This is a genomic window from Pseudomonas sp. S30, assembly GCF_016518545.1.
Lineage (GTDB): Bacteria > Pseudomonadota > Gammaproteobacteria > Pseudomonadales > Pseudomonadaceae > Aquipseudomonas.
Genome location: NZ_JACVTO010000034.1, coordinates 1 through 14,830 on the forward strand (window position 1 = coordinate 1; position 14,830 = coordinate 14,830).

A 14,830-nucleotide genomic window follows, 5' to 3' on the forward strand; every position below is an offset into this window, starting at 1 on the left:
TTCTAGAAACCCTGGCTCGGACTCAAATGCTTAAGTGAACAGCATTACGCCCGAAGGCGGGTTTTACGGGGTTCCAGAGATTTGAACGGCCTTCGCTGGAACCTAAACTGGTGCGGAGACAGACGGACGGTTATTGGTCGTGAGGGTTCGGTTTTCCCGAGTCTGGAATTTGGTGGATTTTTTGATGTACCTCATAGGATATCTATGAATAAATCAGCCATCTATGGCTTTCAGTGAAATCGAACTGGGAATTTTTGGCACCAGTGAGGGCTACGACCACCCGCTTCAAATGCTAGGTGGGGAGCGGCAGAAAACGCCACGTAGTCACCATCATCCAACCAATATAAGCCGCCCCCCCAGATCAGTCAGCTTTGCGGCTCCGCTCCTGCATGGTTATCACCACCGAACACGCCACCGCTGAGCTTTCCCACTCGGCGGAATGCTGATCTCGAAATGTGCCCTAATTTCCCGTGACCCGAAGACTGGTCAAAAATCAGTCTGACCCTGATTGGCAAGCACCTGCATTCGATTTGAGCCAGACCCGACTGTGGCCTGGGGGGCGAGTACCTCATCCGCTGCTGAGCTAGCATATTGCCCTTATCTCTTATTACTGAAAGACTAGAACCCACTTGCTTAGCCGGAAAGGGATTCACGGGTCGTATGCGTGAGTTCCCCCTTCAATAGAGAGCTCACATGACAGACCAAATATTGTTCAACGACGTTTCATTCGCCGACAACCCGGAGCCAAGGGTCCCCTGCCTTCTCCTTCTGGACGTGTCGGTGAGCATGCGTGGCCGCCCGCTAACTGAACTGAACTCAGGTCTACAGCAACTCAAGGACGAACTCGCTGCCGATTCGCTCGCAATGCAACGCGTGGAGGTCGGCATTGTCACGTTCGGACCAGCAAAAGTGGAGACGCCATTTACCACTGTCGATGGGTTTTACCCTCCGAACCTAGTGGAGCAAGGCGACACCCCAATGGGTCAAGCCATTACCATCGGTTTGGACATGCTCGAGAGCCGTAAAGCGCAAATTCGAGCTGCAGGGGTTTCGCTTTTCAGACCGTGGATTTTTCTCATCACTGATGGTAGTCCCACGGATGAGTGGCGAGCTGCTGCTGCCGCGATTAGAGAGGGTGAGGCTGCCAAGAAGTTCGCGTTCTTCGCTGTAGGTGTTGAAGGTGCAAACTTTGATGTGCTCTCACAACTGAGCGTTCGCGAGCCGTTGAAACTCCAAGGGCTGAAATTTCGCGAGCTTTTCCAGTGGCTGTCGGCATCGATGAAGAGCGTGTCGCAGTCTACCCCAGGGACAGCAGTGAAGCTGGAGGCACCCACCGGATGGGCAGAGGTTTAACTTGGGAGTATGCCAGCGCCGCTGTAGTCGGCACCTCTCACATTGAGCGCAACGGTGTCTGCGAGGACAGATGTAGCGCGGCCATTACTCTTCAAGGCACTCGCCCATGGCTATCGATGTTCGTGGCCGATGGCGCAGGCAGTGCGAGTTTTGCCGATGTCGGTGCTCAGCTGGCCGTTGATACTGCTAACGAGGTTATAACCACCCTCATGCATCAACCCGAGTTTGCACTTGACGACTCGCTAGCTGTCGAACTTGTGAAGCGGATACGCGAGGTCATTTACAGCCGAGCCGAAGGTTCGGGCCACACCGCCCGTGATTATGCCTGTACCTTCCTCGGCCTGGTGTCTTCTGAACTAGGCACCCTTGTCCTGCAAATTGGGGACGGTGGCATCGTCTTCGATGTAGGCAGCGGATTGGAACTAGCTTTTCAGCCCATGTCTGGCGAATATGCCAATATGACGCACTTTGTCACCGATCCGGATGCGCTGGGTACACTGGTCAGCAAGCAATTCCAAAGCATCACACTGCGCGCAGCAGCATTCTCAGACGGGCTTCAGCATCTGGCGATCGACCTACCTAGCGGAAGCCCCCATGAGCCTTTCTTCCAACCGTTCTTTAACGTCCTTGGGACAATGAAGCCCGAGGCGCGAAAGCAAGTGCCTAACGCACTCGCCGCTTTTCTGGGAAGCGAAAAAGTAAATGAACGGACCGACGATGATAAGTCCATCGCCCTAGCCGTTCTCAGGGGTTAGGGGGCACTGATGTCCATGTTGCTCTACAACGCGGCCGGACAGCGGCTGAAGCTCTTGAAAGAGATAGGCAAAGGTGGCGAAGGGTCCGTCTATACCATTGAGGGGGTGAATCATCTGGTAGCGAAGGTCTACCATAAGCCGCAAGACGGAGCGAAGCAATCCAAGCTTCGCCATATGGCCCATCAGCGGGATGAGCAACTGCTCAAGTACACCGCATGGCCTCAGGACACCCTTCACGCCAAAGCCGGCGGATCGGTAGTGGGCTTCGTGATGGCGAAGGTCGAAGGTATGACGCCGATTCAAACCGTCTATAGCCCTGCCCATCGCAAGCAGGAGTATCCCCAACGTGCTTGGGATTTCCTGCTTTTTGTTGCCAGGAATACAGCAGCCGCCTTCACCACGCTGCATCAGCATGGAACAATCCTGGGGGATGTAAATCACGGGAATGCGTATGTTGGCCAAAACGCCGCTGTGACCCTGATCGACACCGACTCATATCAGCTAACTCAGGGAAATCTCGTGCACCTTTGTGAAGTCGGAGTTTCCCACTTTACGCCCCCTGAGCTACAAGGAATGTCGTTCAATGGTCTCACTCGAACCACCAATCACGACGCCTTCGGCCTCGCGCTCCTAATCTTTCATTTACTATTTGGTGGAAGGCATCCCTATGCAGGTGTGCCGCAGAAGGATAATGTGGGGGACTCACTAGAGGACAACATAAAGCATCTGCGCTTTGCCTACTCCAAGACAGCAATTCAGCGACACCTGACAGCACCACCAAATTCCTTACCGTTGTCATTAGTTCCCCCTGCCCTATCAAGTATGTTTGAGTCCGCCTTTACCGAAGAAGGAAGGAGCGGAAGGCGTCCGACGGCAAGACAGTGGCTTGACGAGCTTGACAAACTCCGCAACTCTCTGCGGAAGTGCTCGAACAGTATGCACGTCTTCTCAAACCATCTGAATGCTTGCCCGTGGTGCGCACTAGAGGCCTCGGGTGTGGTGTATTTCCTTTCGGCATCAGTTTTCACCGCTTCAGCGCTAGACCATGCGCCGGTAAAAGTTGCTGACATCTGGCTCGCCATATCCAAGATCTCAGCACCGGAGGATGTTTCCATACCCAACGCTAATCAGTTCAAGGGGAGCGTAAAGGGCAGACCACTTCCAGCAGGAATTATTAGCAGCCCGCTCCGCAAATTCGGAGTATTTGTCATCGTCGCTACCGCATTTATTAGCTTCACTGCCCTCCAAGGGCCACCGCTGTCATACATCATCATCGCTGGATCTTTAATTTTTTGTCTTTGGAATTACGGAACAGCCGAGCTCAAAAACGAACGCAGGACTCGTTCAGACGCTCGTAACAATGCCCAGAAACTTTGGAGCAATGCAGTCGAGTCGATTAAACGAGAGGCGGACCCTCACAACTTTCACCTTAAGCGGGGCACACTATCAAAACTCAAAACAGAGTTCGACGCCCTGGCAGTACGTGAGCAAAATGACATCAGAGCATTAAGTCAAAACATGGAGAGGCGGCAGCGGCAACGCTACCTAGAGGCCTTTTTCATTGATCGGGCGAATTTATCCGGCATAGGTCCAGCCAAGCGGGCAGCCCTCAGTAGCTTCGGCATAGAAACCGCGGCTGATGTAGAGTGGAACCGTGTTCGTCGGATAAAAGGTTTTGGAGAGGTACTTACACGTACATTGGTAGATTGGAGAAAGGGGCTTGAAAGAGGCTTCAAGTTCAACCCAGCACAGGCAGTCACTCAGAACGATATCAACAACGTTAGGCGCAATATTCAAAACCGCGCCAGGGAGATCGAAGAGCAGATGCGTAAAGGCTTAGCGGAACTTCAGCAGTTCCAGGTGCGGCATGATAATGCAGTCCGACACCATATGCCTATCGTTAAAAACGCTGCTCAGCAACTAGCTCAGGCAGAAGCAGATCTATCTTGTTGTGTGTGATTTTGAATAGCGCTCGCGAGCGACTCCTCTAGTCCACGCAACTGTCGGAATACAACACCCAAAAACTTTAAATGTTTTTCCGTAGACTCGATCGAACATCAAAACCCTCAAGAGACTAATTCGAGTACCACCCCTTAACCCCTCTTAACGCGGGACAGGCAGAAATTTATCTGTCATCAGCGAGCATCACAAAAATAAATCAGCTCCCTTCGAGCTCACAAGGTACTGATCACAGGAGCCTACGACCTGCTTGATATTAAATAGGCTGTCCTGAAGGCATCCCAAGATAAACGTACCGGTAAAATTTTAGTCCTCGCAAGCATTCCTGAACCTTCCTCTTTGTGAAAATTGTCTTCTAACCTCCATGGCCGGAGGATAGGTAGAGCCTAACAAGCACCGCCCGCTGGCTTCATGCAGGCTCTCAAGAGCTTGCTCAACCTCCTACAGAGGTTTTACGTGCGCATGATCTTGTTCCAATCGACTGGATGTCCTGCCGCCTGTAGTTCGCGCCCTAAAGCCTGTTTCCAGCCGCCAGCTTCATCCATTCGCTCCCACACTACACCGGCAAAATCACTAGGTATGTCCAACTGGCCCCGTTTAAGAGCGCAAACCCTGCTGCGCCCGAGTCGCCCGATAAAGTAGCCCAACTCTAGCAACACATTTTGCCGTGCCCGAGGCTCTAAATCGCCTCCTTTAACACGGCCCTCGTCATCAGGCGTCAACAGCACAACTGCGAAGCCGACATCCCCGTGGGCCTCAACCTTTTCGATCACCGTACGTCCTTGATTGGCCTGCTCATGAAGGATGATAGCTTCGAACCCTATCCTTTCGAGAAAGCGAGCAACCGACTCGCGCGCGCCGTCGTCATGACCGTGGACAATGAATATTTTATTCGACATAGGTGACCTCAATACTGGTTCTGATCTTCCTTTAGTCTCAACGTACAACTTGTAATCCCTGATGAAGGGGATTATCAATTGCCTCGTTAGCTCTCGAATGCCAGCAATAATTTTGCTGCCCGAGTAAAAGAATTGATGCCCAAAATCTATTGCAAAACGTGGCTCGGCTGCAAGTTTATCAACCAATAGTAGCGTTAGACCCAGCGTCTGCTGTTGATCATCGGGCCATAGAAGCGTTGCGCTCCCAACCGTGCTTCCCGCAGTATCTTCGCTGGTCTTTATAAAGCCATCTAAGTCCAGTCCGCTTTTTAGAGCGCTATTGATTTCTTCAAGGGCAGGGCTATTGAGGAGTGCTGAGATTCTTTTCAGGGGGCGTTCAAACGTCTGCGGAGTCGCTCCTTGCAGGTCTAATAAAGCGTTATTGAGCTGCGAGAAAAGGTCAACATACGTCATTCATCGGTCTCCAGCCTCGCGGCCGCAGCGCGGTCCAAAATTTCTGAGCGATAGCGCTCTTTCATTTCAGTTGCTAGCGGCTGGATGATCGGATTTGATCCGTGTCGACCAACAGCCTCATCAATGACGGCCTCTACCTGCTGGACTGCCTGCTCAATACTCGCAGGATCATGAGGATCGAAATTTACGGTACACAAATCACCGTCGAGCCGCTGTAGCACTTCCTGCGCATCCTTGAGCTGGCGTTGTAGCTTGTCGAGTCCTTTTAGCATGGTCCTGACCTCTTCCTACGGTTGCAGAACGATATCACTAATTTTGTGCATGTGGAGAGACCCCCGTGGCAGTGCCGGATCTTGATGGCAAGGCCCATGAGCCCACGCTAGAGAGCAGCATGGAGAGCCTGGCTTGGAAGACCGAAGTTAATGTCGGCTTCGGGCTGTGCCTCTGTAGTGGTCAACAATTCCCGGACACAGAATTGAGTTTTTCTTCCGCAACCGCCAGCGGTACGAAGCCGTTGTGCTGACGCGGCCTTATCCAGTTGTACCGCTGCATGAGGTAGCCGCCGATGTCCTGCTCGGCCAACGCTGTCGTCATGTAACCCACTGTCGGCACCCACTCCGTTTTCAGGCTACGAAACAGCCGCTCCATGGGCGAATTGTCGTAACAGTTTCCCTTTCGGCTCATGCTCTGAATCATCCGATAGCGCCAGAGCCGCTGGCGGAAATCCCGGCTGCCATATTGGCTGCCCTGGTCGCTGTGAAACAGCACGCCTTGTGGTCTGCCACGCATCTCGTAGGCCCTGTCGAGCGCTTTGACGACGAGTTCTGTATCAGGCTTGGCGGACATCGCCCAACCCACCACTCTACGGTTGTACAAGTCCAAGACCACCGCCAGATAGCTCCACCGACCCTCTGCCCAGATATACGTGATGTCGCCACACCAGACCTTGTTTGGCGCAGCCACGGTGAACTTGCGATCAAGCACATTGGGAATGTCGGGTCGCTCGACCGTGGTCTTCTTGTACACATGAGAACCGGCTGTTTGCTGATCAGTCCTTGTTCCTTCATCAATCTTCTGACTCTGAAACGCCCGACGTTAACGCTTTCATCCCGCAGCATGGCAACCAGACTGCGACCACCCGCTGAGCTACGACTTTGGTTGGACAGCTCGTTGACACGACTGCGTAGGTTCGCTCGGCGGACATCGATATGACGCCGCCGGGCCAAGTGAGCGTAATAACAAGACTGGGGTAGCTCGAAGACTGAACACAACAGTCGAACAGGGTAGTGCTTTGCCAACTGGCGAATCGACTTCAACGTCTGCGCCCGTGTTCCTCGGCCATCAAGAGCGCAGTGGCCTCCTTTAATATTTTCTTCTCGAGTTCCAGCCGGTTGATACGGGCCTGAAGCTCCTGAATGGTCTGCAACTCCGGCGTGAGCGCCTTGGCAGAGGGCGTAACGCCCCCGTGCTCCAGCTGCAACTGGGTAAACCAGCGGCGCAATAAGCTCTCACCTACATCGAGAGATCTGGCTGCCTCGGGACAACTGTAGCCTTGGTCGAGCACCAGGCTGGCAGCCTCACGCTTGAAAGTCGGGGGTGAAGGTACGTCGTGTGTGCTCATCGAACACCTCTGTATGGCGGGCATTCTCGCCTAAAAAAGTGTCCGGGGTTAGTAGACCACTACAACTGCGAGCCGAGTCAGCTCGCGACCGGTGTAGTTGTCGATTCGGCTCAATAATTCAGGAAGGCGGTTCAGCGAGAGCGCAGGACGGTGCACGGTACGCGGCGCTTGAATCGAGCCGGCCAGATCGAGCGCTGGATTTTGAGTGATCTGCCGCGCCCGCTTCGCTCCCCAGTATGATCGTGGATAGATAATTCTGCACACGCAGCGCAACATCCATCGTGCCGCGATCCTTGATTCGCTGGGTGACCTCAAGCAGATCATGGGTGTCGAGTTCAGCGATAGGCCGCTGGCCGATCAGCGGAAATACATGCGTGCGCAACCTGCTAAGCACCGTCTTGGCATGGCTCTCAGTCCAGCGCCGGGACATTTCGACGTGCCACTCCAGGGCAACGGTTTCAAAGAGAAGGCTCGCCCGCTGGGCAGCGATCTTGGCCTTCTGCTTCTCTTCCATCGGGTCAAGGTTGTCGAGCAACAGAGCCTTGGCCTCATCGCGCTTGGTCCTCGCGACGGCCAACGAAACGATGGGGTACTTGCCGATTATCAGCGTGCCTTCCTTGCCGTTGGGTTTGAAATACCGCAGCCGCCAAGTCTTGGAGCCACTGAGCGCGACGTACAGGTACATACCCCCGCCGTCGAACAGTTTGTAGGCGCGATCACGCGGTTTGGCCGTGCGGCATTTGAGGTCGCTGAGCGGAGTGGCTAGGCGTGGCATAGGGGTACGTTCTCCATTCAGGAAAGACGCTGTACCCCAAAAATACCCCCGGTTATTGGGATTTTGTTGGTTCCCGACGGAGGGTCGTGGAAACGAAAAACCGGCCAGAAGGCCGGTTTAGAGGGCTTACAAAGCATTCAGCGGAATGCAGTGGAGCTGGATCTGGTGCGGAGACAGGAGTCGAATCGGGCACCTCAAGCCCAACAAAATAAGGGCCTCAGATAACCTAGAGCCACCACTGTATACCTAAACATATACCTAAAACGAAAAGTACCCCGTTTCTCGCACTGAGCGCGGAAAGACTAAAACCAAACATCAGAGGCAGGAACGCCCAGGCAGTCTCAGTCTTTCTTGATGGGAGACATGATTTCCTTCAGGTAGCCCAGCACTAGGCCACCGAAGGCGCTACTGAAAAGCATCTTATCCATCGACTGGAGGTCGGTATCTGTCAGCCAGCGCACACAGACGCCCAAAATGGAGCTAGGTCCGGCCAAATGCCAGAACCTAACCATTATCAACAGAGCAAAAAGGACTGCGCCGAATCTGAGAGCAAAAATGGCGAGGGAATGGACCTCCTTTTGAACCTTTTCTTTAGGGTCTTCAAGGACGCTCTTCTCTTTCTCCGCCTTCTTCAGATCTTGGGGGGTGGCTTCGAGGGGTGCCGCCGATCCGATGGCGGCAAATGGGTCATCCTGCTGCATGCTGAGAAGCTACCGCAATCTTGTGCTTGTAGTGCTCCTCAATCCAATCGTTCGGAATGATGGCGCCGTGATACTGGTCGCCGCCGGAGGCCTGCCAAGTGCGGTCCCAAGGGGTACCCTGCTGATGGGTCATCGCCGAGAGGGCAATTCCATCATAGTTGGCATAGGAATTCCAAACCCGGTCCAAAAGCGGCAACGTTTGAGGGTTGGGGACGGGGTTCTGGGCATCGCCAGCCATCCCATAGCACTCGATGGGTGCATAAATGTTGTTCCGACCGTACTTCTTGACCTTCTGATACAGGTCAGGAATCACTGGCCCGTAGCGCCAAGCTTGCACCGCATCGTTGATCAGGTTCTGTGAAAAATACCCGCGGTGCCAGCCATGGGCGATGTAAACGAGCTTGATCAGCTTCATCGGTGTAAGCGGAACACCCGAATCAAACGACTTCTGGATGAAGTAGTTGGCAACGGCTTCGCTGTTTAGCATGACCACTCCTCCTTTGGCTGGCTGATAGTCTGTTGCCTATCAAAATGGTGCGGAATTATGAAGATTTCAAGCACTATGTCAAGAATCTACACCAGTCAATACGTGTACATTTATACAGTATAGCATGACCGAAAACCCTATCTGTAAGCCATGCGCCCGAAGATATGTAAGCCTTCTCTTACAATTCCGACTGATACCGGAGGGCTTGGCTGGGCTGGTCATGCAACCAAGCCGATGCTAGGGGGGTTGTGTATAGCCATTGTTTAAGCGATGCCCAGGGGGTCGTGTATAGCCGGCACCACTCCCCCGAAACAGTAGGGTGGCGTTTCACCACCCAATGACCATGGCTGATCGCCGGAGGGTGTTGCGATGACAGCAACACCTCGGCCAGGCAATTACGGGAAATCCCGTAATTACAGCCCCATCTGCCTGATGATCCTCCGCAGCTCCATTCCATCGCGAAGCGCCTTGCTGGCGTCCATGGTCATCTGGTCGAGCGCCTTGCTCTCGAATGCCTCGGCCATGGCGGCGGCTTTCCTGACGATCCGTAGTGCCAGCTCAGGCGGGAAGGCGATCGGTTCCGGGTCGGGTAGATACTCACAGTCAATAACGGACATGGTGTGGCCCTCGAAGTGATGGTGCTCAACGTGACGAACTGGGCACCGGATTAACTGATAACTACCCAGCATCCGGGTGGTTTGTTCTAGGCTGCCCGGTTACCTGCTCGTGCCCGCTGTCAGGGCCCACCACTTCCTACGTTTGAAACGTAGGAACCCAAATACCGGCGAGACTTTTACGACGACGCCTCAGAAGTGTGGAGACAGCCATAGTGCGAGATCACCAGAAGCCGTCGACTCGCTTGATATTGGTAGTTTCGCCAGGCTGGCCAGCCGGCTCTGCAAGGCTATCGGACGCTCGCAGCCACCAGCTCTGCGATTCCCTGTCGCACGGCATCGATGTTGTCATCCATGGTCGCCAACGCGCCATTGACGTTTCCCACCACGGCATCAGATCCCCGCTCGCCAACCCACTTGGCCAACTCCTCCACTGAGGCCCTCAGTGCGTCTTGGTTGTGACTGAGGCGCTCGAGCACCTCAGCGACGGTGCGTAACTCTTTCATCCATGGCACTCCACTGGGTTGTTGAGGAACCATAGTTGATCGGCAACGGCTGGCAAATGCGCTGGGCATCTCCGTCTCGGAGACACCTTTGCCGCCAGGGCGTGGTGATCTCCACCATTCCTCATCCGTGGTGGTGGCCTGCGCTTCCACGATGTGCCCACCGACCGAGGCTTGGTCACTTTGGTCGCCACTTCGCAGCCCGGCATGTCAGGTTTTGACAGGTTCGTGACTGCCGAATTTCCCTTGACGAGCATGCGCGGAAATTCTTGACGGCCTCCGCTCCCACAGGTCATTCGGATATGGCTCCAGCCCTTGTACAGCAAGGCTTACAGCCGATCCTGCTCAAGCGCCAGCGTTTCAATCCGTCAAGACTGGTCAAGAATTTCCGTCAGGGGTCTGTCAAGGATGCGGGTCATTCTGGACGGGCGTTGGTCTGTTGGTCGACGCGACCGGCGCGCACGCCGCACCCGAAGCGCTCCCCGACCCTGGTGGCCGTCTGCTGGCGCCCTGAATCGGTCCAGAGCCTGTCCAGAATCAACGCCTTCGAACTCTTGACGGGATGAAGGCTTGAATTGAGCCACAGGCAGCGTCACGACTAGGCTCAGGCCTATTTCACGCCTCCCGATCCGTCAAATGCCTGTCTAGAATCCGTCTTAGGCCTGTCAAGGGTACGACGTGCCCAGGGCCTCAACTTTGGCGGCCTTCATTGCCGGGAAACCTCAGACGCCCAGCACTAGACGCCACCGCGTTCTGCCGGGCCCGTGATCCGTCAAAGCGTGGTCAAAGTAGCGTCCAGTACCACCTGAGTGTGAGACGGCGCCGGCCGCCTATTTCACCGGCACGGCCTTGCAGCCGGTCTCGGACGTTCAAGCCGCGCTAGCCCCCGTCTCATGCCTGTCTCACATTCTGTCAAAGAGTGGGCAAGGTGAAATGGCGGTGAAGTGTATGAGAACAAGATAGTTGCCGACTCCACCTGTAACGCCCAGCGAGTATTAGAAACTCAGAACCTGAAATCTACTGCAAATAAAAACCCGGCCGAGGCCGGGCTATGAATTATTTCTTTACTATCTTTGAAGCGCTACTCGGCGCACCCTGCCTAGATGAGTCACTATATATTTCTTGATCTGTGATCTCTGTCACCTTCTCAATCTGAGCGCTTATAATTTTGCCATGATTATTTTTTGTCAAAATCTTCATCAACACGACTTTGTTATTCCACTCTGCATCTTGCAGCAAATCAAGTATTTGATCTGTGACCATCGCCCCATCTTTAGGAAGCGTCGCAGAAAATTCTTCGCCACGGAGCACGTCACGCAGCTTAAACTTATAATGACTGTCGACACTATGATCTACGCCTATAATCTTATAAACGCCTGTTACAACGTCACCAATAGAGGCTTGACGCTTGCTGCTACTGATTTCATTTACCACGGCTCCGGGCAGCTGTCTGCCTTGGATTTTAACGGCGTCAGCATCCTTGGCACCTGATAAGAGCTTATCGTAAGCCTGCGCAACGTAGCCCTCCATGGACTTCACTTCGGGATATTGCTCAACTGCTTTGAAGTAAACTTCATTCGCTCTTTCGGATTCAGGAGAGTTTTGTTTCGCAACAAGGCGTAACGTTTCTAGGCGCTCATTGCGATCTGCCTCATGAGTAATAGCTTGAACGTCTAGCCTACGGAGTTCCACCTTGTTGTCGAGGTAAGAGTTATAGGAAATCCCCCCAAGAACGAACAAGCCGATAATTAGTATCGTTTTTACTTTATCCTTGGATTCCATTTGCATGAAAGCATCACCAATTTTATCAATCTGCTCGATGAGTTTAGCAAAGAATTCGGAGCTACCATCTTTTACTTGCAGAACTAGCTGAAGGTCCTCTCTGTCTGCGTCTTTTAAGTTACGACTAGACGCTGAATACCTTGCAAGCGCGTAGGATTTATTAATTGCTGTCTGGAGCTCTAAAAATCCTTTCATCAAGTCTGGGGTGATCGTAGACTTATAGATATCCCCCTCCACTTTCATCTCAAATCTAGGCCAATTCTTGAATTCGACCTCGGGCAGTTTTGATTCTCCGTCAAGAATTCTTTCGAGCAGATCCAGTGCTTCGATGTCATTTGAGATTACAAGAGGCTTCATTGTCAGTCCTTTGCGTTGTCAGATATTGATCGGTAATCCGGTGGCTGCCTCAGGCTTGATTGGGTTAAGCCCAGATGCTCCTCAAGCCTTTCGCACCTTACCGCTTGAGCTCTTCGACAGGCGACGCCCACAAAAACGGCGCGGTCTGTTGACCGGTGCGTTTCCTGAGAGCATCCGCCTCGTGTAAGGCGGGCAGCATTGTAGGTTACTGTTCGGCAAAATGTGCACTGCCGGGCGTCAATCCAGCCAAAACCCCGACGAAAAACTATCAGCACCTTGTTTTGCTCTTTTTCGTGGAGATCCCTCCTAGGCACTCTCTACAGGCAGGTACCACTCTCGCGTAATGGGTCGCTAACCACCGGTGCGAACTGGCCCAGCGCGTACCCGGCCGCGTACCCCACAGGCTTCGCGCACTGCGCCTGCGTGAAGGTGGAAAGCGAAACAGGCCCGGCACTGCCTACTGAAGCTTCCCATTGCGTGGAAACCACAGTGGAAACCACCACCTGGCAATCTCAACATTTCTCAACAGGCAGGCCTCCCAGGTTCGCACGAAAGGTTCGCGCATAGAGGGTTGCGAACCTGAGTGCGGACCACTGGTGCGAACTGGCCCAGCACCAGCGCCAGAGTGCGAACCAGCAGTGCGTACCTGGCTGCGTACCGTCGGATGGTTGCGCACTCCGACTGCGTGACGATCGTGCGTGAAGCGCTGCGCGAACTAGGCCTGGCACTGCCTGCTGGAGCTGCCCATTTCGTGGATACCAGGCTGGATACCGGGCGATCTGTTCCGCGCCAGCTACCCGGCCAGAAGTTGACAAATGTTGACATCAGAACGGTCCGGCGCCGCCATCGAAGTCAACGATCAATCCTTCACTTGATACCGCAGTCAGCTAGCGCCTTGTTGAGCGACTGGTCGAGAGCGTATTCACCGGTGGTGCTGGCAGCTTGGTTCAGGCCCAGTGTCCGATAGATCAGTACCTTTCCTGTCTTCATCTGCGCCAATATCTTCTCGGCCTTCTCACCGGTAGCAGCCGTGAAAGGCGACATAGCTTGAACAGACGCCTGCATAGCGGCCTTGTAGGTGCTCTCCAGCATCTGCTGCTGTTTAGCATCACCGGCATAGGCCTGCATAGCCTTCAACTGACCATCCGGAACGTAGTCCACTGGGGTCTCGCCCGTTGCAATGGTCCACGCAGGGTTTTGGTCGATCCTGAGCTGCACATTCCCTACTGGTATCTTGAAGCGACCACCGCTGCGAATCCCTACTCGCAACTCTCCATTCGCCGACTCGATGTATGGGTAGTAGTTGTTGGAAACGGTATACACGCCTCTAGCGGTGTAGAAGCTCCCTACGGTAACGCCGCAGGTGGATTTGTCAGTGAACTGGTCGGTGTCACGGACTGTGATCCACTCGACTGATTGGCCGGGACCAGTTGCGCAACCGCTCATCACCAGTGCGAGCAACACAAGGGCGGTTTTTTTCAATTTCACATTCCTTGTTCAGCAGAAAATTTGCGGCCAATTGCCAGCGGGCACTATATCAGGCAGCCATCCGGCTTGCTTTGCTGCGACAAGCAATTTGCCGGCACACCCGGTGCCTATGATCAGGTGCCCAAGTCCGACGCTGGCACAGGACGTGGCGGTGATGACCAGTAACCACGGCCAGGCTGGTTACGAGGTGCGGTTACCACCGTTGGTTACTGTCTATGCATGGCCAGCTCAACGAGGCAGACGGAATGGTCCGAGTCAGACGTTTTGATCTGTCTCGCGCCACAAAACTGTGAGGTCGCATTTCGTGGCGCGGGCTTTTGCTGGCACTCATCACCAGGTCGTTCGCCTAGCCAGCAGGCCGCCCGGTTGGCAGAATGCCACGACATTACCCGCCAGCGAGAAATGGACTTTATGAGAAAGGCACTTGCCCTCCTACCCCTGTGCTTGATCCTCACGGCCTGCGACAAGGCCCCATCGGTCTCGGGCACACCAGCCCAGGCGCCAGCAGCGACCATCGGCTATGACTTCGAGATCAACACCACGTCTCCCGATCAGGCCTTGAAGTCGTGGTGGAGATACCTGGATACGAAATCCGCCATCGGCTTGGCGCGTTGTGAGGCCTACGCCAAAGAGCATGCAAACGACTTCGACATGGCAAGTGTTTCTACTGGTGAGGTTGAGCAGTCGGTGAACAGCCGTAAAGCTATCTGCGCGGGATCGATTTATGAGCGCGAAATCATGGAAGTGAAGCAAGAAACCGATACCAGGGCGATTGCACTGGCAAAGATCGTCAATGTCACTCCATCCAGCGCAAGTCGAACGCTCGAGGATGATAAGCGCCGTAACCGCGGTGAACGGTTCAAGTACCTGCTTGAGAAGACACCAAGTGGCTGGAGAGTATCTCAGGTGTATCTCTACGATGAGGCCAGCCGGGTAACTGGCGGCGATGCCTGGACGAAGCAGTACACTCCCTATGTCGAGACGTTCCAAACATATGTCTTCGGTAACCAGTGAATGGAATGTAGACCATCGATTTCCTCGGCCAACCAGGATTCGTCAGCCCCGCAAGTGACAAAGCCGCCC

At 54.1% G+C, this 14,830-nt stretch carries 12 protein-coding genes and 2 pseudogenes; 4 read left to right on the plus strand and 10 right to left on the minus strand.

Annotated elements, in window-relative coordinates:
* Positions 1–693: 693 nt before the first annotated feature.
* The 3 genes from IAE34_RS23560 to IAE34_RS23570 are packed head-to-tail and all read left to right on the plus strand — an operon-like array spanning position 694 to position 4,067.
* Positions 694–1,353: a vWA domain-containing protein gene (locus tag IAE34_RS23560; RefSeq protein WP_200141364.1), complete on the plus strand. Its 660-nt coding sequence runs from the start codon at positions 694–696 to the stop codon at positions 1,351–1,353.
* Positions 1,338–2,108 carry a PP2C family serine/threonine-protein phosphatase gene (locus tag IAE34_RS23565; RefSeq protein ID WP_200141365.1) on the plus strand — a complete coding sequence of 257 codons (771 nt, stop codon included), beginning with the start codon at positions 1,338–1,340 and terminating at the stop codon, positions 2,106–2,108. Before IAE34_RS23560 ends, IAE34_RS23565 begins: the two co-directional genes overlap by 16 nt.
* A 9-nt stretch (positions 2,109–2,117) precedes the next feature.
* Complete coding sequence (locus IAE34_RS23570; protein WP_200141366.1) at positions 2,118–4,067, plus strand: helix-hairpin-helix domain-containing protein; 1,950 nt, start codon at positions 2,118–2,120, stop codon at positions 4,065–4,067.
* Between the two features lie 452 nt (positions 4,068–4,519).
* Here the strand turns inward: IAE34_RS23570 and IAE34_RS23575 are convergent, their stop codons facing one another.
* The 10 genes and pseudogenes from IAE34_RS23575 to IAE34_RS23620 all read right to left on the minus strand — a co-directional run bounded on the left by IAE34_RS23575 (position 4,520) and on the right by IAE34_RS23620 (position 13,741).
* Positions 4,520–5,419, minus strand: coding sequence for a TIR domain-containing protein (locus IAE34_RS23575; RefSeq protein ID WP_200141367.1), 900 nt, complete (start codon positions 5,417–5,419; stop codon positions 4,520–4,522).
* Positions 5,416–5,691: a hypothetical protein gene (locus IAE34_RS23580; RefSeq protein WP_200141368.1), complete on the minus strand. Its 276-nt coding sequence runs from the start codon at positions 5,689–5,691 to the stop codon at positions 5,416–5,418. The genes IAE34_RS23575 and IAE34_RS23580 overlap by 4 nt, the downstream gene beginning before the upstream one ends.
* 181 nt (positions 5,692–5,872) lie before the next feature.
* Positions 5,873–7,040 (minus strand): annotated as a pseudogene (locus tag IAE34_RS23585) (IS3 family transposase).
* Between the two features lie 57 nt (positions 7,041–7,097).
* Positions 7,098–7,815 (minus strand): annotated as a pseudogene (locus tag IAE34_RS23590) (tyrosine-type recombinase/integrase); the annotation flags it as partial.
* A 341-nt stretch (positions 7,816–8,156) separates the two neighbouring features.
* Positions 8,157–8,516, minus strand: coding sequence for a hypothetical protein (locus IAE34_RS23595; protein WP_200141369.1), 360 nt, complete (start codon positions 8,514–8,516; stop codon positions 8,157–8,159).
* On the minus strand, positions 8,503–9,003 hold the full coding sequence (locus IAE34_RS23600) for a Panacea domain-containing protein (RefSeq protein WP_200141370.1): 501 nt from the start codon (positions 9,001–9,003) through the stop codon (positions 8,503–8,505). The genes IAE34_RS23595 and IAE34_RS23600 overlap by 14 nt, the downstream gene beginning before the upstream one ends.
* A gap of 413 nt (positions 9,004–9,416) precedes the next feature.
* Entirely contained in the window at positions 9,417–9,620 is a 204-nt protein-coding gene (locus IAE34_RS23605; RefSeq protein WP_200141371.1) for a hypothetical protein, read from the minus strand.
* A gap of 287 nt (positions 9,621–9,907) precedes the next feature.
* Positions 9,908–10,123 (minus strand): hypothetical protein, encoded by a 216-nt coding sequence (locus IAE34_RS23610; RefSeq protein ID WP_095115901.1) that lies wholly within the window; start codon positions 10,121–10,123, stop codon positions 9,908–9,910.
* A 1,053-nt stretch (positions 10,124–11,176) separates the two neighbouring features.
* Positions 11,177–12,259 carry a hypothetical protein gene (locus IAE34_RS23615; RefSeq protein WP_200141372.1) on the minus strand — a complete coding sequence of 361 codons (1,083 nt, stop codon included), beginning with the start codon at positions 12,257–12,259 and terminating at the stop codon, positions 11,177–11,179.
* 867 nt (positions 12,260–13,126) lie between these two features.
* On the minus strand, positions 13,127–13,741 hold the full coding sequence (locus IAE34_RS23620) for a hypothetical protein (protein WP_200141373.1): 615 nt from the start codon (positions 13,739–13,741) through the stop codon (positions 13,127–13,129).
* Positions 13,742–14,158: 417 nt separating this feature from the next.
* Between IAE34_RS23620 and IAE34_RS23625 the strand changes: the two genes are divergently transcribed.
* Positions 14,159–14,761, plus strand: a complete 603-nt coding sequence (locus IAE34_RS23625) for a hypothetical protein (RefSeq protein WP_200141374.1) — start codon at positions 14,159–14,161, stop codon at positions 14,759–14,761.
* The last annotated feature ends 69 nt before the right edge of the window (positions 14,762–14,830 follow it).